At 44.6% G+C, this 23349-nt stretch carries 20 protein-coding genes; 13 read left to right on the top strand and 7 right to left on the bottom strand.

Translation table 11 applies throughout. The features are described from left to right. Positions 1–338 precede the first annotated feature (338 nt). Positions 339–1724: an alpha-amylase family glycosyl hydrolase gene (locus NHN17_RS14765; protein WP_255043338.1), complete on the top strand. Its 1386-nt coding sequence runs from the start codon at positions 339–341 to the stop codon at positions 1722–1724. Positions 1725–1891: 167 nt separating this feature from the next. On the opposite strand, the gene NHN17_RS14760 is transcribed toward NHN17_RS14765, so the two are convergent. After that, positions 1892–2170 (bottom strand): PepSY domain-containing protein, encoded by a 279-nt coding sequence (locus NHN17_RS14760; protein WP_255043337.1) that lies wholly within the window; start codon positions 2168–2170, stop codon positions 1892–1894. A 435-nt stretch (positions 2171–2605) separates the two neighbouring features. On the opposite strand from NHN17_RS14760, the gene NHN17_RS14755 reads away from it, so the two are divergent. Continuing rightward, the gene (locus tag NHN17_RS14755) at positions 2606–3997 is read left to right on the top strand and encodes a class II fumarate hydratase (RefSeq protein ID WP_255043336.1); all 1392 of its coding nucleotides are present in this window, start codon (positions 2606–2608) and stop codon (positions 3995–3997) included. A 33-nt stretch (positions 3998–4030) separates the two neighbouring features. Here the strand turns inward: NHN17_RS14755 and NHN17_RS14750 are convergent, their stop codons facing one another. Beyond that, on the bottom strand, positions 4031–4870 hold the full coding sequence (locus NHN17_RS14750; protein WP_255043335.1) for an EAL domain-containing protein: 840 nt from the start codon (positions 4868–4870) through the stop codon (positions 4031–4033). 398 nt (positions 4871–5268) lie between these two features. Here NHN17_RS14750 and NHN17_RS14745 point away from each other — a divergent pair, with 398 nt between their 5' ends. Beyond that, on the top strand, positions 5269–6948 hold the full coding sequence (locus tag NHN17_RS14745) for a pseudouridine synthase (RefSeq protein WP_255043334.1): 1680 nt from the start codon (positions 5269–5271) through the stop codon (positions 6946–6948). Positions 6949–7024: 76 nt separating this feature from the next. Here the strand turns inward: NHN17_RS14745 and NHN17_RS14740 are convergent, their stop codons facing one another. The 4 genes from NHN17_RS14740 to NHN17_RS14725 form a co-directional block, all read right to left on the bottom strand. After that, positions 7025–7570 carry a hypothetical protein gene (locus NHN17_RS14740; RefSeq protein WP_255043332.1) on the bottom strand — a complete coding sequence of 182 codons (546 nt, stop codon included), beginning with the start codon at positions 7568–7570 and terminating at the stop codon, positions 7025–7027. A 430-nt stretch (positions 7571–8000) separates the two neighbouring features. Further along, complete coding sequence (locus NHN17_RS14735) at positions 8001–8456, bottom strand: dCMP deaminase family protein (protein ID WP_255043331.1); 456 nt, start codon at positions 8454–8456, stop codon at positions 8001–8003. Positions 8457–8569: 113 nt separating this feature from the next. Continuing rightward, positions 8570–9757 (bottom strand): MFS transporter, encoded by a 1188-nt coding sequence (locus tag NHN17_RS14730; protein ID WP_255043330.1) that lies wholly within the window; start codon positions 9755–9757, stop codon positions 8570–8572. Between the two features lie 156 nt (positions 9758–9913). After that, complete coding sequence (locus NHN17_RS14725) at positions 9914–10288, bottom strand: DCC1-like thiol-disulfide oxidoreductase family protein (RefSeq protein WP_255043329.1); 375 nt, start codon at positions 10286–10288, stop codon at positions 9914–9916. A 119-nt stretch (positions 10289–10407) separates the two neighbouring features. Here NHN17_RS14725 and NHN17_RS14720 point away from each other — a divergent pair, with 119 nt between their 5' ends. From NHN17_RS14720 to NHN17_RS14690, 7 genes are all read left to right on the top strand, one after another. Continuing rightward, positions 10408–11085 (top strand): type 1 glutamine amidotransferase domain-containing protein, encoded by a 678-nt coding sequence (locus NHN17_RS14720; RefSeq protein WP_255043328.1) that lies wholly within the window; start codon positions 10408–10410, stop codon positions 11083–11085. Between the two features lie 42 nt (positions 11086–11127). After that, positions 11128–11568 (top strand): VOC family protein, encoded by a 441-nt coding sequence (locus NHN17_RS14715; protein WP_255043327.1) that lies wholly within the window; start codon positions 11128–11130, stop codon positions 11566–11568. A 348-nt stretch (positions 11569–11916) separates the two neighbouring features. After that, positions 11917–12438 (top strand): hypothetical protein, encoded by a 522-nt coding sequence (locus NHN17_RS14710; RefSeq protein WP_255043326.1) that lies wholly within the window; start codon positions 11917–11919, stop codon positions 12436–12438. A gap of 2 nt (positions 12439–12440) precedes the next feature. Then, the gene (gene bcsA, locus NHN17_RS14705) at positions 12441–14675 is read left to right on the top strand and encodes a UDP-forming cellulose synthase catalytic subunit (RefSeq protein ID WP_255043325.1); all 2235 of its coding nucleotides are present in this window, start codon (positions 12441–12443) and stop codon (positions 14673–14675) included. Further along, positions 14672–16780, top strand: coding sequence for a cellulose biosynthesis cyclic di-GMP-binding regulatory protein BcsB (locus NHN17_RS14700; protein WP_255043324.1), 2109 nt, complete (start codon positions 14672–14674; stop codon positions 16778–16780). The genes bcsA and NHN17_RS14700 overlap by 4 nt, the downstream gene beginning before the upstream one ends. After that, positions 16777–17802, top strand: a complete 1026-nt coding sequence (locus NHN17_RS14695; RefSeq protein ID WP_255043323.1) for a family 8 glycosyl hydrolase — start codon at positions 16777–16779, stop codon at positions 17800–17802. Before NHN17_RS14700 ends, NHN17_RS14695 begins: the two co-directional genes overlap by 4 nt. Next, positions 17799–19250 carry a tetratricopeptide repeat protein gene (locus tag NHN17_RS14690; protein WP_255043322.1) on the top strand — a complete coding sequence of 484 codons (1452 nt, stop codon included), beginning with the start codon at positions 17799–17801 and terminating at the stop codon, positions 19248–19250. The genes NHN17_RS14695 and NHN17_RS14690 overlap by 4 nt, the downstream gene beginning before the upstream one ends. Before the next feature lie 99 nt (positions 19251–19349). On the opposite strand, the gene NHN17_RS14685 is transcribed toward NHN17_RS14690, so the two are convergent. Continuing rightward, a complete protein-coding gene (locus tag NHN17_RS14685; RefSeq protein ID WP_255043321.1) occupies positions 19350–20258 on the bottom strand; it encodes an aldo/keto reductase in 909 nt (302 codons plus the stop codon). Between the two features lie 102 nt (positions 20259–20360). Between NHN17_RS14685 and NHN17_RS14680 the strand changes: the two genes are divergently transcribed. From NHN17_RS14680 to NHN17_RS14670, 3 genes are all read left to right on the top strand, one after another. After that, entirely contained in the window at positions 20361–20768 is a 408-nt protein-coding gene (locus NHN17_RS14680) for an XRE family transcriptional regulator (RefSeq protein WP_255043320.1), read from the top strand. 95 nt (positions 20769–20863) lie between these two features. Continuing rightward, on the top strand, positions 20864–22123 hold the full coding sequence (locus NHN17_RS14675) for a hydroxymethylglutaryl-CoA reductase (protein WP_255043319.1): 1260 nt from the start codon (positions 20864–20866) through the stop codon (positions 22121–22123). A gap of 235 nt (positions 22124–22358) precedes the next feature. After that, positions 22359–23279 (top strand): DMT family transporter, encoded by a 921-nt coding sequence (locus tag NHN17_RS14670; RefSeq protein ID WP_255043318.1) that lies wholly within the window; start codon positions 22359–22361, stop codon positions 23277–23279. The last annotated feature ends 70 nt before the right edge of the window (positions 23280–23349 follow it).

The raw sequence follows: 23349 nt of genomic DNA, 5'->3' as shown, positions 1-23349 counted from the left end.
GCGGTCATATATACCATATTCCAATGAGTGTTTAGAATAGGCTTGTAGTGAAAATTGGTGAATACCTACAAAAATATTCTTTTCCTACAATTAAAATGATGTTTTTTTCATCATCTACTACCACCTCATCCCTAGTGGTAGAACCATCAATAAACCAAATAACAAAGAAACACCAACAATATTTTATGTTGTTTACAGTTGGCGCGATTCTCACACATTATAGCAACACTGGTCAGACTACTCCCCCTCTCCTACTCCCCTTTTTTTACTCGGAGAGCTGAATACTTTTTCATCAACTAGCGATAGACTGCCCTTAGTTCATTGAAGGGACACTAACCATGACAACCAGCAATACTACACAGACGAAAATCAAAGCGACCAATGTGATTCTTCACGCCTTCGACTGGCCGTACAATCGAGTCACGCAGTATGCTAAAAAAATAGCAAGTTCAGGCTACAAGGCCGTTCTTGTCTCTCCCCCTCTGAAATCATACAAACATGAAAGCGGCACAGAGTGGTGGCAGCGCTACCAACCGCAAGATTATCGAGTGATAGACAATCAACTAGGTAACACTGAAGATTTCCGTAAGATGACAGCAGTATTGAACGAGTATGACGTGCATGTTTATGTTGATGTTGTCTTCAATCACATGGCCAATGAGTCACACCTTAGGCATGATCTGAACTTCCCATCTAATCAGGTATTAGATGAATATCAACAGTCAGCAGAAAATTATGAAAAACTCAAATTATTTGGAGATCTCACTAAACCCTTATTCTCTGAGCGGGATTTTATCAAAGCGTTTCCAATCCAAAACTGGACAGATCCATGGGAAGTTCAGCACGGCAGGATAAGTGGTAGTAGTGAAGATCCCGGTTTACCGACGCTAAAATGTAACCAGAATGTAGTAAAACAACAGAAATGTTATATTAATAGCTTAAAACGATTAGGTATAAAAGGCTTTCGCATTGATGCTGCTAAGCACTTAACACTTGAACATATTCAATTGGTCTGGGACAAAAAAGTGAGTGCAGATGTCCATATTTTTGGTGAAATCATCACTGATGGAGGTGCAACAAAAGAAGAGTATGAGCTTTTCTTAGCGCCTTATTTAAAAGGGACAAGTTTAGGGGCATACGATTTCCCACTTTTTCATGCCATGTACAATGTATTTGAGAAAGGCCAACCCATGGCCGAACTTGATAACCCGTATTCAGTAGGACAGGCATTGGCCTATGATAGAGCGATCACCTTTGCCATCACCCATGATATTCCGAACAATGATGTATTCTTAGATCAAGTAATGACTGAGCAAAATGAAATATTCACCTATTGTTATATTTTGGGAAGGGACGGTGGTGTTCCGTTGATCTATAGTGATCTAGATACAAGCAAAATAACTAACAGTAACGGCTTACCTAGATGGAAAGATAGATGGAGTGATTCAGTACTCACTCAAATGATCAGCTTTCATAACTTGATGCAGTCTCTGCCTATGGCTGTGATGTCCATGGGTGAAGATCACTTGGTGTTTAGCCGAGGCAGTAAAGGCATTGTGGCTATCAATAGAGGAGACAAACCATTAAATATTGAGCTACCAGTTGGCCAATTTTCAGTACTAATGGACTCCAGTAAAATTGAGCCTTCTTCATCGTGTGAGGTATCAGAAAAGTACACCGTGGCTGCATGCAGCTGCACAATGTTAGTACACCTAAGTTGCTGAGTTAAACGCTCATACCAACCTACATAAATATTTGATCAGTCTTGCAGGTTAAAATCCTTGATCAACTACTTATCCAGATTGGTATCACATATTAAAATGACAAAAGCCGCGTATGGCTTCTGATTGAAGAAACCATACGCGGCTTTCACAAAACTTATAACTGTGCGTTAGTCGCGTTCAACGGTTAGAATTTTCCCGCTAAAAAGATCCATTTCAATTTCGACTCTGTGACCATCGGCATTTCTAGCTTCTACTTCGATTTCATGATCATCTCGCTCGACCTTTATCTTACGAAAATCATGATAACCATGGGTTTGGAGTAACCTCATTGCCTTTGGTACTGTCAACTCCGGTGAAACAGAACGTTCAACCGGATCAGCATAGACAGGCAGAGAAAAACTACACACTGTAAGCACCGCTAACAGAGATTTTGACATCACTTTCATATCATCCACCTGTAACTATGAACACTAAACGCATAATACCAAATGTGCTCGCAATTACTTGCTTACACAACGAACAAGATGTGAATAACATCACGCTATTTTTACTATTTATCCTAAGTATGAATCCTTAATGGCTTACACCACGCTTCATTTCTTGGATTCTAACGGCACTTGCAGCTATGCAAGTCAATTCTCAGCAAATTCTCTCGGTTTCACGAATTATACCAATCTGGCTAAGTCGTTGATCAAGTATTTGCACTGGAAAAACCGTTTTTATCAAGACAGATATTGCAGTAACTAGTGGCTCTAATTACAAAATCTCTAACGCAGAGAACAGCGATTTTAACCTGCAAGACTGATCAAATATTTATGTAGGTTGGTATTACATCTAAGCTTGTCGATAACACCTTCATTTCTGTTTCCGTAGGGGGACACATGACATCGCGATACCGAACTGAAGTTGACAGCATGGGGGAAGTGAAAGTCCCATTAAAAGCCCTTTATAGCGCGCAAACCCAGCGCGCGATTGAAAACTTTCCCGTTAGTAGCATCCCTATGCCCAGCCTATTCATCCAAGCATTGGCATTCATTAAGCAAGCTGCAGCAAGAAGTAACCTTGAATTAGAGCTGCTGGATTTTGATAAGGCCCATGCCATTATCGATAGCTGTCAGGAGATCATCGATGGTCAATATTTAGAGCAATTTCCCGTCGACATCTTTCAAACAGGCTCAGGAACAAGCTCTAATATGAATGCCAACGAAGTCATTGCAACCTTAGCCACAGGGAAGTTAGGTCAACAAGTGAGTGCCAATGATGACGTAAACATGGGACAGAGCAGCAACGATGTTATCCCAACAGCGATACAAGTCAGCTCTGCCCTTGCCAGCCACCGACAATTGCTCCCAGCCTTTGACCACATCATAGACACACTTGATAAGAAAGTGGCCGCCATTGGGCATATAACAAAAACCGGCAGAACCCATTTAATGGACGCTATGCCCGTGACCTTGGGCCAAGAAATGGAAGGTTGGAAAACACAATTATCTAAGGCCCGCCAAGGGATCGTTATGGCTCTGGATAACGTGGTCGCATTAGGCCAAGGCGGAACCGCTGTCGGTACCGGTATTAATTCAGCACCAGATTTTCCAGCAATCTTCGTCAACAACATATCCGTATCGACAGAAGTCGATTTCACGGTCAGCGATAATTTCTTTTATAACCTCAGTAGCCAAGATGCAATTGTCAGTTTGTCCGGGCAGCTCAAAACAGCCGCTGTCGCTCTGATGAAAATCAGTAATGACTTAAGATGGATGAACTCTGGCCCGCTAGCTGGTCTTGGTGAAATCGAATTAGAGTCATTGCAGCCAGGTTCATCGATCATGCCAGGAAAAGTAAACCCGGTTATTCCTGAGTCGTCAGCCATGGTTGCCGCGCAGGTGATGGGCAACGACACAACAATTTCTATAGCCGGGCAGTCGGGTAACTTCCAACTCAATGTCATGCTGCCCGTCATTGCCTATAACGTATTACAAAGTATCGAGCTTTTGGCAAAATCACTGATACTCCTGGCTGATAAAGCAATTAATACGTTTAGCGTTAAACAAGATACGCTTAATGACGCTCTTGCCAGAAATCCAATTCTTGTTACCGCACTAAACCCGATCATTGGTTACCTAAAAGCCGCTGAAATTGCAAAGAAAGCTTATAAAGAACGACGAAATATCATTGACGTAGCAATAGAAAAAACAGATATAAGCAGAAGTGAATTAGAAGAACTACTAGAACCCCACCACTTAACTCAAGGAGGGATTGCAGATAAAGGCTGATAGATTATTTATAAACAGGCCAGCCCAGGTAGTTTAATTGGGTTGGTCAAAGTTGCTTTTGTTAAATTCTTGGCAACCCTTTAATACTGCTTGGCTAGTCGCGCTCTTAAACTGCGGGAGCCCAACATAAAAGCCCTGAAGGTAATCAGCCCCTAATGATATTGCTGCATGATACCCTCTTAAGTCTTCAACCCCTTCGACGATGAGACTGGCCCCCAATTCTCGACACAACGCAAAAACATTTAGAAGCGGTTGAGTGTGCCCCTTTAGGTATTCTGCCAATAAGGAACTATCTGCTTTTATTACGTTGGGTGACACGGACCGAGCGCGCTGTTCGGAAGACCCTTCAATCCCAAAATCATCAATGACAATATTCAAACCGACCTGGCTCAAGTGGCGAGTAGCTCTCTCCAAAGCGATATCATCGTCTGTGTAATGCTCTATGATCTCGATAAAAACTTGTTCTGGCTTTAAACCCAGTTCATAAATTCGAGGTAACAAGATAGAGTCAACAAGCCCCTCATTCTCACAAAATAAGATGGTGACTGGCATCATATTAATAAACAAGTTGGTGGTTAGCTTAGAGAGCGAGAAATTTCTGAGGTGGATGACCCGGGCAAGTCGGTCAATATTAATTAAATGAACAGGGTGGCCTCGGTAATGTTTGATTAAGTCTCCATTATTGACTAAATCACCGTTTGAGTCGTATACCCTCATTAATGCTTCGTAAGCAAATACACTACCATCGGCTTTAACTATGGGTTGAAATGCACTTTTAAGAACAAGATTCTGATATAAAGCAATATGCTGCTCCTCTCCAGGAAAAAGGAGATGACGCTCAATCTCATCTTTTGTTCTTAAAATTTTATCCACTGAGAAAACTGCCCTAATTAAATCTACTACCGATTCAATCGGCATTAGAGATTAAACTGTCAACGTTCTAAAATAGATTAGACCATATCTAAACCGCATTCAGCGTATTTACAATATCTTGACAATTCATAGCAACAGTAAGCAACAATTTATTACTCAAAATTATCTATCACAATATCAAAATACTGCTACCAATAGTGAACGAATCAGCATAGTTAAATGTACGACCACGAAATGCAATGCGACGCATAGCTTTATGCGACTTTACAATCACTTTTAATGAAATTCATCTCCGAAGATGATCTCCTTTCGACTAACAGGTAGAATTGCCGCCCTTAACCCCTATCAACCTCATACCAGAACAGATAGGACATGATTACTTCACCATAGATCAGCTTATGCACGCCACGGAACATTGTTTTACGCCCTTTACTTCTTCTATCGAGCACTTTGAGTTGCCCGAGCGTTTTACATACCCGTTCTACTACGAGCCACATCCATTGTGCCTTGTCGCCGCAGAACAACTACAACAGCATCTTGAGACACAAACTGATTGGCAGCATAATTTTGGCCTAGATGGTGATACCGATAACGCTATCGGGAAAATGTTTGGTGTGTTACTGGTTAAGAATCAACAAGGAGAAGTCGGTTTTCTTTCGGCTTTTTCCGGAAAAGTAGCAAATCAAAACTTACTGCCTAATTTTGTTCCACCTGTGTTCGATATGCTCGCAGAAGGCAGCTTTTTTCTAAGCGGCCAAGATAAACTCAATGAGTTAAGTCAGCAGATTAAAAAATTAGAAGCAAATCCAGATCTCGCTACTGCTAAACAGGCGTTGCAGGAAGCTCAACTGGCCTCAAATGAAGCGCTTGCGGCGCATCGTAGCAACATGGTCGAAGCCAGGAAAGTACGCAAAGCTAAACGTGCTGACAGCGCCAATCTTGCCCCTGAAGTACGTAATCAGTTAAAAACACAACTGAGCCAAGAAAGTGTGATCGAGAAGCTCCAGTTGCGCGACCTCAAACTTTATTGGGAAGCTGAAGTGGCCCAAAAGCAAGAGCTGCTTGATCTGTTACAGAATGTGATCTCGCCTTTGGTTGAGCAACGCCGTAACTTCTCTTCTTCATTACAGCAAAAGTTGTTCGAACAATACTGCTTTCTAAACAGTGAAGGGGAAGAAAAGTGCCTTGGTGAACTCTTCATTAGCACTGCCCAAGGTGTCCCACCAGCAGGGGCCGGTGAGTGTGCAGCGCCAAAACTGTTGCAGTTTGCTTTTAAGCACAACATGACACCTCTCGCAATGGCCGAGTTTTGGTGGGGTAGCTCACCAAAATCTGAAATCCGCCGGCACAAACACTACTACCCGGCTTGTCAGGGTAAATGCCAGCCAATTCTGACCCATATGCTTGAAGGTATCGAACTTGACGACAATCCGCTGCTAACGAATCCTGCAGAGGGAAAAAGCCTTGAAATTATTTATCAAGATGAAGATATGGCGGTGGTCAACAAGCCAGCTGAGTTTCTATCTGTACCGGGTAAAACCATTGAAGATTCCGTGTATCTACGGATGAAACAACAGTTCCCTGATGCAACGGGGCCATTGATAGTTCATCGTCTAGATATGTCAACTTCGGGTTTGATGGTCATTGCTATTTCAAAGCGAGCCAACAAAAGCCTACAGAAACAATTTATCCAGCGAACCGTCAAAAAACGATATACAGCCATGATTGATGGCGTATTAGAGGCGGATCATGGATTGATTAACCTGCCATTGCGCGGGGATCTGGATGACAGGCCACGCCAGCTTGTATGCCATGAGCACGGTAAGCCGGCTGAAACCACGTGGAAAGTTATCAGCCGCAGCGACAAACACACGAAAGTACATTTGTATCCGAAAACCGGCCGAACCCATCAGCTACGCGTGCATTGCGCCCACTCGCTAGGCCTGAATATGCCGATTTTGGGTGACGACTTGTATGGCGTTAAAACCACCCGTCTTCACCTGCATGCCGAGTTGTTAGAGTTAAACCACCCTATCACCAATGAGCCAATGACCTTCCAAGTCGACGCTGAATTTTAAATTTCATAACGCGATATCCATAAAAAAAGCCCCGGAACTTAACCCGTTCCGGGGCTTTTTTCATCAATACATCAGATTAAGACTGAGTCGCAACAGCTTGTGCGCTGTCATCCTGATTTTTATATAGCTTGTAAGACATGATACCAATCACCAGCGCTTTGATAATCATCATCTGAGGGTTGCCATAGTAACCCACCATACCGACAAAACCAGACATCAACATCAGTACACGGTACTTGCGTAAACTCGTCATATAAATGGCTGTTAGAATAATACCCAAATCAAGGAACTGGAAACCTACAGCTAAGGTCGGCTCTGCAATAAATGAAGACACTGCAACATATAGAATGTAGCCAATACCCACAGCCATTACGCTACCCAACGCAATCAGCAGTGTCTTGGATACACTCATGAAATCTTTCGCATAGCGGTATGTATTGATACTTGCGACTGCGAGGTTAAGAATTACCTTTGGATACCAGCCCATCAATAAGGCCCAAACTGTATCGTTCGCAGCAGAACCAAACGCCGCAAAACGTGTCGCCTTCATACTGTTAAAAATAGTCAGTGATATGTAAAAAGCGACACTGGTCCAGCCCAGCACTTCGACGATCAAGTCCATTCAAGTCTCTCCACAAAGGTAAAATTTGGCGTAGATACTAATGTGGAACACCTGAGTAAACAAGCGATTTCGCCGTTTGAAACAGAATTAAACACTATAACAAAACAACAAACCAGCCATTAACATAGCATCAAAATATATATACAAAACATAATAGCGTTGATTGCTATGACATTTTCCTAAGCATCCTATTGACTATATCCATTGATCAGGTAATAAGCAGTTATCCACAATTTCTGGGGATAGTTTGTTGCTAATCCTGTTCATAGCCATTTATCCCCAAGTAATTTCATGCTCTTCGGCATAATGCCAGCTGCCTTCCCCATTGCAGTGAACACCCCGCCCTGCTTTTCTATATGATTGGAGGTGAAGAGCATAACGAAAAAGAGGCTGCACTCGCAGCCTCTCTGTTATTAGTTTGGTTTTCTGCTTAATTTGCTTTTTTTTCTAGCTCATCCAACGGTAGCCAGTTTACCTGTACACCTGACTGCTCAAACATTTCTTTACTCACTTGGATCTTATCTCCCCAACGCGACAGAAAATCTTCAGTCTGTTCAGGACAATGAACTGTCGAGATACCTGTTTGAATAATTTTGGCAGCACAGTTTGGGCACGGAAAATGCGTTACCCAAATATCACAATCTGCCAAATCACGCTTGGCAAACAAAATCGCATTTTCCTCAGCATGAAGTGTTTTCAATAACTTCATTTCACGGTCATCAGTATCTGCACTGTCAGATACGCCGTGGGGATAACCATTGAAACCAACAGAAACAATGCGGTTGCCCTTAGTAATAACAGCACCGACTTGTGTTGAAGGGTCTTTACTCCATGAACCAACTAACTCCGCCATTTGAAAAAAGCGCACTGCCCATTTAGAAATCATATTCATTACCTTGTGGTATTTCGAAATCACTTGAATATATGATGCAAAACTTATGCGTATTGCTCAAGTCCGACCTTGCCATAGCGTGTCAATTTCCCCATTGACTTGGGTAATTAGCGCCAAGCTAGCATCCTAACTTCATTCCCTTCCTCTGGCTTCGCCGGGATATTCAGTGATAGCAACAGTGATACCCCAGCCATTGCCGCTCCAGCAAAAAACACCGAAGACGGTGATGTTAACCAAAGTAAGCCAAAGCTGACAGGGATCACGACGGCAGCAATATGGTTAATAGTGAATGCAACACCTGCAGTAGAAGCCATGTCGGCTGGGTCCGCTATTTTTTGGAAGTACGTTTTCATTGCTAACGCCAAAGCAAAAAATAAATGGTCAACAACATACAACACTGCTGCGATTTCAGCTTGTTCTACGATGGCATAACCGGCAAACACCACGATTAAGCCCACATATTCACACACCAAAGCTTTACGCTCTCCCACTCGCCCGATAAACCGTCCGATTTTTTTTGCAAATAGCCAGTTAAACAGGTAATTAATCAAAAATAGCAAGGTGATATCAGCTGCGGAATAACCGAATTTTTCAACCATCAAGAACCCAGCGAAGACAATAAAGATCTGACGACGGGCGCCGCTCATAAACGTCAGTGCGTAATAGAGCCAATAACGTTTACGAAATACCAATTTCTTCGTCTGTACCGTTTCACTTTTAAATTGCGGAAATGCCGCAGCAACAAAAACCAAAATAGCAAAAGCTACTACACCGGTAATCAAATATACCCACTTAAATGACAGTTCAAACTGCTCTAGCATGAGCCACAACGCACCATAGGTACACAAGGATGCCAGAGCGCCAACTGAAATCAATTTCCCGAGAACTTCTGGTGCTTCCTCTTTGCTCAACCATTGCAAAGATAACGACTGTTTGAGTGTTTCAAAATAATGAAAGCCAGTAGACATCAGTAAGGTTGTCATCAACAACCCCGACACCGATGGGAAAAAGCCGGTAATGGCGACCCCTAATGTCAACATTACGAGCGAGAGAATCATAAAACGTTGCTCTCGGATGAACATAAGAACAAAGACTGCAGTAAATGCTAAAAAGCCAGGGATCTCTCGTACGCTCTGTAACAAGCCGATGTCCGCCCCAGTAAAAGCCGCTTCTTCAATTACGAAATTATTGAGTAGCGCCTGCCAACTTGAAAATGCAACCGGAACGATAATTGAAATTAAGATCAAAAAGTTTTGTGGTGTTTTCCACCCATGATATTTACGAGTAGCTGACATAGCTTCCCTACTTGAAATGATAAACGAATATTCGACTAGCTTAACAGTCCAGTTGAAAAAGGCTATGTAATTCAATCATGCTCGCTGCGCAAACGATATAGACAAAAACAAACTTTGGATGACAGCTCAATGTGGTTGACGCAAAAGCGCTAATCATCATTTATCAATATCCATTCGCCCCTGCCCTTCCAAGCGGCGATCAACGGTTTTTCGATACCAACGAGATAGTCGTACTTTCACACATGAAATCGCCATTACCCATACAAGGGGACGCAGGTACCATACCTGTCGGAATAGCAGAATATAGGCATCCAGCTCTTTTCGGATCTCACCGTTTATATCCATCACATGTAATTCTTTAACAGCGAGGTATGGGTCTATTCCCAGTGATTTTAGATAATCATCTTTTCCTGTAATGTCACACCAAACAACCGTGTCTGGGCGGCTCAGTCGCCGTGTAAACCAATTGCGATCATCGACACAGCTCGGGCAAGCACCGTCATAAAAAATGGTCAACTTACGTTCTAGCATGATTCTGGAGCCTCAATATGTCGTCCCTAGTTAAAGTGTAGCGATAACAGCACCTAGAGGTAGCTGGGTATACTATGCTTTCGCTGTACGTTTCAACTCTTGCTTGAGGGAGTAACATTATGGCAAAAGCATTAATTGTCCTAACCAGCCATGCAGCGCTAGGAAACACAGGTACAACGACTGGATTTTGGCTTTCAGAGTTAACTCACCCCTACTTTGCCTTGGTCGATAAAGGTATTGACGTAGATATCGTGTCAATTGCTGGTGGAGAAACACCGGTAGACCCCAAAAGCTGGGATGAAGAAGATGAGTTCAACGCGCGATTTCTTGCAGACCCAAAACTGGTTGATCATTTAAAAAACAGTCACTCGCTCAATAACGTCATGCCTTCTGACTATCAGGCCATCGTATTTGCTGGTGGTCACGGGACCATGTGGGATTTTCCTGACGATGAGCATGTTAATCGAGTCGCCATTGCTATCTATCAACATAATGGTATTTTAGCCGCAATTTGCCACGGTCCAGCGGCTTTAGTCAATATGACCTATGCCAACGGCGACCACCTAATTGCCAACAAGAAAGTCACTGGATTCACCAATGAAGAAGAAGAAGCTATAGGGCTTACTGCCGTCGTACCATTCTTGTTAGAGGACAAACTTAAACAGGCCAATGCGACATTTGTTGCAGCTGAAGCCTGGGCAAATAACGTTGTAATCGATGATCGCCTGATTACCGGACAGAACCCCCAATCGGCCAGCAGCGTCGGTGAAGCCGTTGCAGAATTACTGTTAGAATAGTAACTTGGCGCTAGGCAATAGCGTTCAATAACAGGAAGTAACATGGAATATCTACACACTATGGTAAGAGTCAGCGATCTTGATGCATCGCTAGATTTCTACTGCAACAAACTGGGCTTAGTCGAAACCAATCGTAAAGAAAGTGAAAAAGGTCGCTTCACTTTGGTTTTCCTTGCAGCGCCTGGTGATGCCGAAAATGCGAAAATAACTAGCGCACCGCTGGTTGAGCTAACCTACAACTGGGATCCTGAGGAATATGCTGGCGGCCGAAACTTCGGACACTTGGCCTTCCGTGTCGATAATATCTACGATCTTTGTGCTCACCTCCAAGCAGGTGGCGTGACAATTAACCGTCCACCGCGCGATGGCCATATGGCATTCGTGCGCTCACCGGATGGTATTTCTATAGAATTATTGCAAAAAGGCGAAGCATTACCCCCTATTGAACCTTGGGTATCCATGGAAAATGTTGGCAAGTGGTAAGCAGTTGCTGATCGTCATTTCGTTGTAGCGCTTTACCCCTTTTACTTAAAGGGTAAAGGGGAAGCGCTACCCTAATACCTTTATTCTCAATCTACTTTATTAATCAAAATCCCAATCTACTCATTGTTAATACCGCATTATCTAACCTCACATTGAGAAGCATAATGCAACAGCACTAATCCATCAGTTGCATTTCACAAAATGAAATGCCTCTTGATAAGAATTTCTTTACTAGGATTTTTTTATCTTTCAGAAACTTATTTCACATACATTCTTCTGGGTGACGATGTAAAGCAATCTGGTCATTAAATTGCAGCTCCAAGGTAACTGTTACTCTAGGAGACTCCAATGAAGGCACTCAATACACTCTGCCTCGCAGTAGGCGCTTTAGGATTAAGTGGCTGCCAGCTCACTAATCAGGAGCATATTAGCCACAGCTTTGACGATCCTGTGTCCATTCATGATTACCAACTCCCCATCTATCCCGATGGCATGACATTGATATCAAACTACCGACAACGGCGTAACCAAGACGTTTGGTATTGGTCTGAATTAGAAAATAAGACTTACCAACGCGGCGAAAATTTGATTATTCAAATCGTCACTAATCAACCCATTGAGGCGCCACCTGCACAATTCGCTTTTTCACTGCCGAACAAAGCGCCAGAACGAAAATACAATGATATTGGCCCATACCAACGCTGGGTCAATGTGATGCCAAACGGTGATAAATGCACCTACGCCCAGCAGCACACCCGCAAAATAGAAAAGTGGCTTTCTGTATTTATTCATTATTGCACACCTGAAAACCAAGACGGCCTCACGTGGTTAGATGATTTAAAACCAAGTTTTTACCTGCAGGAGTTCTAACGATGCGTTTTTTTAATGCAGTATCATGGATGAAGTGCCTCGCAGCCGGCATTCTTATTCTCGCCATATTCAGTCTGGCAACCGTACAAGTCTCAATGGAAACCCATTTATGGTTATCGGCCAGTGCCTTTTTCATTGTACTAATGGGCATGACGGCCAACAACAAACCTTATTTGCAGTTGTTGATGCTACTAACCGGTGCTTTTATTTCCATCCGCTATATTTGGTGGCGTTACGACCAAACATTGCCGTGGGAGAGTAGCTTGGATATGCCATTTGCCCTCGCCTTACTCGTGACCGAAATATATGGCATCACCATTTATCTGTTAGGGATTTTTGTCAATGCCAAGCATCGTGACCGCGCAATCATTCCAATCAATGAAGATAAACCTCTGCCCACTGTTGATGTTTTTATTCCTACGTACAATGAATCTCTTCGGGTTGTAGGCCCGACCATCGCAGCAGCGACACAATTACAGTACCCAGGTATTGTTAACATATGGGTACTTGATGATGGCGGTACAGCCCAAAAACTCAACAACCCGGATCCAGAGCAAGCTAACGCAGCTCGAAATCGTTCAAACTCTCTTAAGAAATTATGCCAGCAGCTAAGCGTGAACTATCTCACCCGCGCAGAAAACAACCATGCCAAGGCTGGCAATATTAATCATGCACTCTCTCACAGCAACGGGGATCTGATCCTCATCCTCGATGCGGATCATGTTCCTGCTAAAGACTTCTTGAAAAGTACCATAGGCCACTTTCAGCAACAGCCAAATTTGGGCTTTGTCCAAACTCCACACTTTTTTGTTACCCCAAACCCAATCGAGAGAAACTTAGGTATTGAGAACAAGGTGCCTTCAGAAAATGAGATGTTCTACAACGGTATTCTCAAAGGGCTGGACTTCTGGAACGCAAGTTTTTTCTGTGGCTCGGCTGCCGTTATTCGCCGCAAGGCACTTGATGATATTGGTGGAATATCCACTCGAACCATTACCGAGGATGCCGATACAGCGCTGGACATTCATGCCAAAGGCTGGGATAGCGCATACATAAACAAGGCAATGATCGCCGGATTGTCACCGGATACTTTTGGCAGTTATGTGACTCAACGGACTCGCTGGGCGCAGGGCATGTTACAAATATTGATGCTCAACAATCCGCTCCTGAAGCGTGGTCTAACGCTGCCACAGAAACTGTGCTACCTCAATTCGACGTTATTTTGGTTTTTCCCTATTTTCAGGATGATCTATTTGATCGCACCGCTTTGTTACTTACTTTTCGATTTGCAGATATTTGTCGGTAATGCCAATGACTTCATAGCCTATGCCGTACCACACCTAGTGATCAGTATTCTGATCACCCAGCATTTATTTGGTAATAATCGAAATACTTTGTTCTCTGAATTCTATGAAACCATTTTGGCCATTTTTCTCGCCATTCCTGTGTTATCCGCGATAATCAACCCCCGTAAGCCCAGTTTTGCGGTCACCCCTAAAGGGGAAACCACAAACCACACCCACTTCTCTCCCTTAATGCCAGTGGTCATTGTTATCACTGCCATCATTGGCTTTGCCGAGGGGCTCGGTCTGTATCGTTTTTATCATTACTCCGCTGAACAGGGGCAACTGGCCGTCGTTTTGGTATTCAACACGTTCAACCTGATGATGTGCCTCGTTTGCCTTGGAGCACTAGTGGAAAGAAGGCAACGCCGTGCTGAGCCTCGTACCTCATGCAGCCGTCAAGGGTTTGTTACCATTGGAGATAGCACTGCGCAAACCATTATCGATGACACATCAATGAACGGCGCACACCTGACCATCAAGTCTCTCAATAGCAACCTTCAGCCTGCAGATATTGTGGAACTTACCTGTTTTATTGAGCAGCCGGGCACGACTAAAAATGGGAAGAAAAAGCTCAAGCCACAACGAATAGCGTTACGTGTACATCGCGTTAATTACCTTTCTAACGGACAAACTGCAAATTGTGAGGTTTTGGAAAGCAGCACGACAGCATGGCAAGCGTTAACCGCTCTAACATTTGGTGACAGTGAAAAATGGTCACAACGAAGAGCATTTGAACAGCAACAACGTCGAGGCGTGATCCACGCTATCGCACACTTCTTCAAGCTCGGCTTTAAAAGCTTGACCTATACCCTCTCGGTGTCGCGCCACACTTCTATTGCCGACAACCCATCAGAGCAAAATGAAAGCAAAACACAGGATGTACGCCAATGAAACGCTATCTAATACTCATTTATGGCCTACTTTTCTCCGCCATAAGCCTTGCTCAAACGGTCAATGTACCTCTTAGCTTCATCTTGCCGGAGGGGCAAGATTCAACGCTGCGTGGTCAGTGGGACAAACTCAGTTTTCCACTCACCATATTAGAGGATCAACAAGTCAATAACATCAAAGTAGCGTTATCACTCACCCACTCGGGAAACATAGATTTAGCCCACCTGTGGGTTAATCTTGGTGACAAGCCTATCGCTAACATACAACTACAGCCCAATGGCATATCACAACAAATCGTTGTTAACCTATCCCAAGCGTTGCTAGAGCGTTATGGGAATATCATGACAATTTCGGTTCGTCATCAACTCCCTGCGTCATTAAGCCTTGCTGAACAACGGCTCGAAGCATCCGAAGCCGTCACTAAGGTTCTGGCTCAGCAGTCTTACATTGAACTCGACTTCACAAAGACGACGGCAGAATCAACACTGGCGGACTTTTCTGCATTAATCATGAGTGGACAGCTACATGACAAGCCAATTCAGCTTGTCAGCCAAATACCGGGGAATACTGAAGCCGCCCTTTCTATCGCAAGCCAACTTGTTCAGGGGTGGACTTTACGCAGCGGCAGTAAATCATATTTGTATCAATACTTCGATCAACAAACACAAGGCATACCCGACTCTAAAGACGAGTTGGATAAACCTAGCAGCAAAGTACAGTTAGTGTTTGGTTTGCCTGAACAATTTAAAACTATGAACATACTGCCCAGTGCTCACCTTGCAGGGATCCAAGGACCTTACCTCGGCCTAGTTCAACAACAAGGCTCAAACCAATGGCTGCTGATTGTTTCGGGTAGGGACGAAAACGAGTTACTTGAGGCCGCAGCCTATTTTGCCAACCCCAGCTACCCCCTTCCTGCTTACAAATTCGCTGTCGTTGGCCGATATCAACAACCGGGTAAAGCCCAGCTTCAGAGCAAGGGGGAATACACCATTTCCCAATTTACCCCCCAACAGAATTTCGGCCAAGCGCCCTTAGTACTGCCTTTGGTGATGCCGGCAAATTCATTGTTCAGTCCCGATGAGAAAGCCCATATCAATTTGCTGCTTGCCCACCCTTCGGTTGTACCGGGTGAAGCCGCGATGGTTATTCGAGTCAATGGCGATTACGCCAATAGCATGCCATTACGTGCCAGCCGCTGGCGGGAAACGCAGCATTACCGTTTATCTTTTCCGATGAATAAGCTTCGTCCAGGGCTAAACAAAGTCAGTGTCGAGCTATACGGTCCTGAACAAACAGACAGCTATAGCGCAGCTCCTATGCCATTCATTGCCCACATTGAGAAAAGCTCAGTCCTTCGCTTGGGTGCATGGGTTAATTACGTCACTAAGTTTGATCAGCAACTGCCCGCCGATCAACTGTTATTCATGACCGCAAATAATGGGCGTGAAACACAGCTTACAATTAATTACAGCGAGGAAAGCCAACTCACAGCTATATGGCAACTGCTTAGCCATATCACCTGGGAAGCTCAGCGTCCAATGACCGAATTGCTCGTTACGGAAAACAACACCCAGCGACGCCCTATCAACCTCACTTTCAACGTCGGCAATACCCTTGGGGTTAACCCTCAGAGCGCGAATGAAAATAGCGGTCTGCTAGCATCACTTCGTCATACTCTGATCAATAGCATGGCAAAGATGCAAAATGGTCAGACAGCCTTTTCAAGTCGAGAATCCACTTATGATCTCGAGCCCAACGGTTCCAATACCCTCTATCAATACGGTACAAAGCAAGCGTACTGGCAAGCCGATAGCCAGTTCGACCAATTCGCGAGGCTAACAACAGCGAACAACGGTTGGCGTAATATCATATTCAATGCTGACAGCGACGCTATTTTCAATCAAGAGATGATGATGTATCTCAACCGGCAGAAATCCGTCGCTCACGGTGACATCGAACTCGCAACCCGCAGTGTGGAAGCCGATAAAGAACTTGCTCGATCTGGCTTCATCGCCTACCCCTACTCCTTACCCATTGTATTGATATTGCTATTGCTACCATTGACTTTGCTTATCCACCGCCAACTGGAGAAGCCGCTATGAAATTGAGTCCTTTGGTTATGGCCATCATTCCACTGCTCACCAGCTCACAAGTTGCAGCCAAAGTACACGGCTGCAATATCCGAGCTGATCAGCAATTATGGAGTTCTTACAAGGATAGATTCATTAACCCTGGCGGTAGGGTCGTTGATAACGGCAATGGCAGTATCAGTCATAGCGAAAGCCAGGGCTATGGCATGCTAATGGCGGCATTTTTCAATGACCATCAAACTTTCAAACAACTTTGGCAATGGACTCAAAACCATTTACAACGTCAAGATGACCCATTGTTTGCATGGAAATGGCAACCATCATTACCGCATATCCCAGATAACAACAATGCCAGTGACGGCGATATTTTCATTGCTTGGGCACTGCTCAAGGGACACCAGCTTTGGCCTGAGCATCAGTACCAACAACAGGCCAAATCCATCATTAATGAGTTGGAAGCCTCTCACTTTGTAACACTTGGTGGCCAACAGGCCTTTCTACCAGCCCAATACGGGTTTGAAAAAACCAGCTCAACCACCGTTAACCCTTCTTATTGGGTTTATCCTGCTTTCAATGATTTTGCAAAAATGAATACGGTTTGGGCGTCACTGAACCAAGGTGGCTTATCAATCTTAGACAGTAACCGGTACGGCCAATATCAACTTCCTACTGACTGGCTGGAGTACCGAGATAATAGTTGGCAGCCCTCTGAACAGTTTCCAAGCCGTTTTAGCTATTCCAGCTATCGTATCCCTCTGTACCTCATCTGGGGTGGCTACGACGATGCCGTGAATGACAACTACCGCCGCTGGCTGTTCCAGCACAACAAAGCTTGGGTTGATGTCGAAGACGGACAAATGGCACCTTTTAGAGCACCAAACGGTGCCACTGCTGTCGCGACATTGGTTCAGCTCAGTCAGGAAACCTACAAGCATCGAAGTGCGCTCCCTCATCCAAACAGTAGTGATGATTACTACTCATCAAGCTTAATTATTTTCTCCCATATTGCATTTCACGAGAGGTATTGCCAATGAAAGCCCTACCCTTAGCTCTCCTTGTTGTGGCCCCAGCCATGGCTTCAGAGCAAACCTATATCAAACTATTGGAAAGCGATGTTTCTGTTGAAGTCAACCCACAGCAACAGTACAAACATTTTGATGAAAGCCCAATTTGGGACACGCTGAATAAAGAAGGCTGGCAAGCCGCCAAGCAAGCTGCTGGGAATCAACCAATTTCAGAATCTTTAAGTGAAGAGATCCATTATCGTTCATCATTGGCTCAACTCGAAACAGCCATTGCCAATAAGCAAATCACCCAATCCAATCAGTTACTGCGGGAAAATCCACAATGGGTGACTTGCTCGCGCATTCAATGGGCGTGGTTAGATCTTCAACAAGAAACCCAATCTGGTTATGGGCCGAATTCAAAACAAAAACTATCAAATCTTTTATCAGGTTGCCCAAAGCATGGTTTGTCGACAACCCAAAAGGCACTTGGCTGGACCAACGCCTATGCCAGTTCCGATATTCTAACTCGATACAAAAATAGCAGCAGTTACAATGCTGTTGATTACGAAAAGCTTGCCTACCAGGCCAACCTTGCCAGGTTGAGTCAACAACGCTTAAATGCAAATCAAACCCACTCAGCAAGCCAATTAATCTCACAAAAGAAAGATGCGACGGGGGCTGAGCTTTTAGGCTGGCAACACCTAAAAAACAAGCAATACAGTACTGCACTCGCATGGTTCGATAAATCAATAGGCTGGACAGAAACCCCAAGCCGCAAGCAAATTGAAGGCAAGATCCTAAGCCTCCAACAATTAGGTAAAATCGATGAAGCAAAACGCTATCAGCAACTGTGGTCTTCGCGTTATCCAAGCTTGAAAACACTGGATGCTAACAGCCAATCACCAAAGTTGGCTAAAGCATGCCAATCAGACCCACAACAGTGCCTTGAGTTACTGTATAAAAACAAATCACTCAGTGCCGAACAGCATGCTTTAGCTGGCTGGCAATGGTACGAAATGGATCGCCCTTTAACGGCTAAGCGTTCGTTCGAAAAAGCACTAGAAAAAATGGATAGTGGCAATAAGCAGTACGAAACAACCCAGTATGGTTACACCTTGGCACTTAACAAAGCTGGGTTTGAGCAACATGCTGAATTCCTTGCCAATAACCTTGCCGACCCAAGCCAGAAAATACTTTACGCCAAGCAAAGAGAAACTAAAGCGATTCTCAATGCTTACGAAAAACAGGATTATCAGTATGTCATTGATCATAGTGAAAATTTCGAGCAAGCGTATGGCAAGGAAGTCGGACTAGCTGAAATTAAGGGATGGGCGTATTACAACCAGAAGCAAAATAATAAAGCAGTGGAGACATTCCGTGAACTGGTCGATGCTTACCCGCATGATGAAAACCTACAGGATGCATTGAAAACTGCGGAGTGTGCACAGAAAAAAAGTTACAAACGCTGTTACTAGGCCTTCAGTAAATAGCCTCTGTCTACGTATAGACAGAGGCTTAATTCATTCAAGCTGAAAGAACATTTAGTTCATCAGCCTAATCAAGGCATGCGGGCTCTATGGCACACCATGACCTTTAGATGCAACCCACACGCGATACCACTGCTCTCGAGTCAATGTAATCCCCAATGCATCAACCGCTGCCTGTACACGCTCAATTTTACCTGAGCCAATGATAGGTACTGGGTTCGACGGCAGACGACGAACCCACGCGTAAATCACTTGATCAATACTTTGCGCGCCCACTTCTTCACGGATCGCTTCTAGTTCGTTACGTACCCGGACTTGCTGCTCTGACTGGCCAGAGAAAATTGCACCGCCGCCCAAACATGACCATGCCATTGGCTTGACACGCTTCATTTGCAGTTGATCCAATGTACCGTCATGCGCTGCTTCAAAGCTAAGTGGATTGATCTCAACTTGGTTGGTCACTAATGGTGCATCTAAGCGAGATTGCAGCAAATCAAACTGAGAAGGCGTGAAGTTCGATACACCGAAGTGGTTCACTTTACCCTGCTTTTTCAACTCAACAAAGGCTTCAGCTACCTCGTCGGCATCCATCAATACATCCGGACGGTGGATCAGTAAAACATCGATGTTCTCAACCTGAAGGCGAGACAAAGAGTTGTTCACTGAATGAACAATGTGCTGCTTGCTGGTGTCGTAATGGTTGATCTTACGATCAGGCACAAGGTCGGTACACAAGTTGATATCGCACTTCGTCACAATCTCAATTTGGTCACGTACACTTGGGTCAATCGAAAGCGCTTCACCGAACAACTGCTCACATGCGTAACCGCCGTAGATATCAGCATGATCAACCGTCGTGATCCCTAACTCAATATGCTGTTTCAGGAAACTCAATCGTTCCTGTGGACTCATATGCCAATCGGCAAGACGCCAATAGCCTTGAACTAACTCGGAAAACTGTGGCCCTTTCGGGGTGAGTTCAACTTTTGCCACCATCTGCACTTAACTCCGTTTACTCAAAAAACGCTTTCCATCCTAGGCTTGTTCTGAATAGGAGGCAATGCTATAACTCCAATCCTTCGAACTGGAGTACGAACAATGACTTTTTCCGCTCGCCTAAAAACCCTGATCGGCGAAGAAAGCATCAGTGGCTTCGCCCGCCGGGTAGAGATCAGTGAAGCTTTAATCCGCAAATACCTAAAAGGCAGCGAGCCAAGTTTAGTGAAGGCGAATCAGATCGCTATGCGGGCCAATTGCTCTCTGGAATGGTTAGCGACAGGCTGCGGCTATCTGTACCGTCAGGCTGAAGTTGTCGACAAATCAGCACTCAATGCTGCTTTTGAGCATGTGAACGGTAAAAAAATCAGCAATACTGAAGCAGATAAACTGTTAACAATTGTGACTGGCTATCAATACCTCCGAACCCATAAGAAATCTGACGGTTACTTAGATATCAGCGGGATGACAACATTCCTCAATATCGCCAAACAAGAAAAACCTGAATGATTTCTGTCTGCACCTGAATTTCCAAACTGGCAGGAGTAGTGTTTTGATATTAGGAGGTTACAATCCGCCGCAGTCATTAGCTAAGAAGTACTGCTATGCCAAAACTAAATCTCCATCGACAAGACCACATGAAAACCGTGGTCAATGACTTCACTGCTGACGAGCTCCAGCAACGCCTTGGTTCAAATTTTACCAAGCCGGAAAAAAAGCAGCCGCGAACACCTTACCTTACCCCCAAGGCGGTTAAGCGACGCTGGCAAATGCTCGATAACGAGGAAGCCAAAGCACAACTGCTCGATGGACACACACAAGAGCAAATGCTCTGCTATAACAAAAATATTGAAAACTTCATTGGTACGGTCAAAATGCCCGTCGGTATTGCTGGGCCACTTCGTGTCAACGGCTTGTTTGCCCAAAATGATTATCACGTGCCACTCGCCACAACCGAAGCCGCCCTTGTTGCCTCGTATAACCGTGGTTCTCAGCTTATCACCCAAGCTGGCGGGGCAAGTGCCATGCTGCTTAACGAAGGGGTCACTCGTACCCCTTGTTTTGCTTTTTATGACTTGGCGCAAGCCGGGCAATTTGTCGCTTGGGTTGTCACCCAATATGATGAATTCCGTCGTATTGCCGAATCGACCACACGACACGGTAAATTGACCGATATCAGTGTCAACATTGAAGGCAACCACGTTTACTTGGTGTTTGAATACCTTACAGGCGATGCGTCCGGCCAGAATATGGTGACGATTTCGACCAACGCGGTGTTCGAACATATCTTGCACCACTCTCCAATCAAACCGCTAGAAGCCTTCCTCGATGGCAACCTTTCTGGGGACAAGAAAGCAACAGCACAAACCTTGCGCGGTGTACGCGGAAAAAAAGTGACGGCCGAAGTCAATATCGATAAAGAACTGGTCGAGAAAATGCTGCATACCACGCCCGAAAAAATGGCCGAATTTGCCCGCATGAATACCATCGGTGGCACGCTCAGCGGCAGTATCGGTATTAACGCCCACTATGCCAATGCCCTCGCTGCCTTCTACATTGCCTGCGGCCAAGATGCCGCCTGCGTAGCGGAGTCTGCGGTGGGGATTACCCGTATTGAGGTCAATCAACACGGTGGTTTATATGCCTCCGTCACCTTGCCAAACCTTATGGTAGGAACCGTTGGCGGCGGCACATCTCTTCCTAGCCAAAAATCATGTTTGGACTTACTGGGCTTACATGGTGCTGGTCATTCTCAAGCTTTGTCTGAGGTTTGTGCAGCCCTTTGCCTAGCGGGTGAGTTGTCGATTGTTGGCGCCTTCTGTGCCGGCCACTTCTCGCGCGCCCATCACAAGTTGGCACGTTAACGCCTTTTCCATCATACCGAAACACCCTCTTTGCTTGGGAGGGTGTTTTATTACCTCTAGCCATTCATCATACCAACCTACATAAATATTTGATCAACTACTTATCCAGATTGGTATCACACATATCTAATGCGTTATATATGGTTTTCAGGCAAAATTATGACACCGCTTACCATTATCATTTGTGGTGACATTTTTCTGCTGCACTTAAAACACTGAGGTTTCAATTCCGTCAATGCTTAAAACCCTATACCCTTCTTTGCTTAAAAATTCCGTTTTTAACCAACTTCCTGTTGGCTTGCGCTATATGTTGTTATCTGCATTGGGTTTCTCCCTCATGGCGGCATGCGTCAAATTAGTCAGTGCGACTGGCATGCCGATTTTCCAAATCGTTGCGGCAAGGGCACTTATTTCACTAGTGATCAGCTACCTCGATATTAAGCGCAAGAAAATTCCAGTATGGGGTAATAACAAGCCATTACTTATCACGAGAGGAACGGTTGGTACCTTAGGCTTAATATGCGTGTACTACGCCATTGCTCACCTACCTTTGGCTGAAGCGACTATCTTGCAATACCTGCACCCAGTATTTACCGCGGTATTAGCTCTGCTATTTCTTAAAGAGCGGATCCAAATGTCGACCATCATCTGTATCGCTTTGAGTATCCTTGGACTGATCATTACCGTGAAGCCTAATATGCTCGCCAGCAATGCTGTCGAACTCCCTACTTTTGCCGTAGGTATCGCGATGCTTGGTGCGTTTTTCAGTGCCGTCGCGTATACCATCGTAAAACGTCTTAGCAAAGGTGAAGATAGCTCAGTTATCGTGTTTTACTTTCCGTTCATTGCGCTCCCGTTATCATTGATCCTTCTTGGTGGTGAGGCGCAGATGCCTACATTATTTGAGGCTACATTATTGTTGTTGATAGGTATTTTCACTCAGATTGGCCAAGTGTGCTTAACCAAAGCAATGCAGACAGAGGCAGCAAGCAAAGCAACCGCCTGCTCCTACATTCAAGTGGTCTTTTCAATCCTACTCGGGGTATTGCTGTTTAACGAACTACCATCAGTGTGGACACTACTCGGTGGAAGCCTGATCATTGTCGGTACGCTGATAAACATCTTCGGGAGCCAACGCGCGGCACCAAATAAGTAAAGCAGTTAAAGCTATACCAAAAACCACATCAAATACGACACCAATAAAAAAGACCGCCGAGGCGGTCTTT

It is taken from the genome of Photobacterium pectinilyticum (assembly GCF_024357955.1).
GTDB classification, from domain to species: Bacteria; Pseudomonadota; Gammaproteobacteria; order Enterobacterales; family Vibrionaceae; genus Photobacterium; species Photobacterium pectinilyticum.
This window is presented reverse-complemented; position numbering and strand designations above follow the sequence as displayed.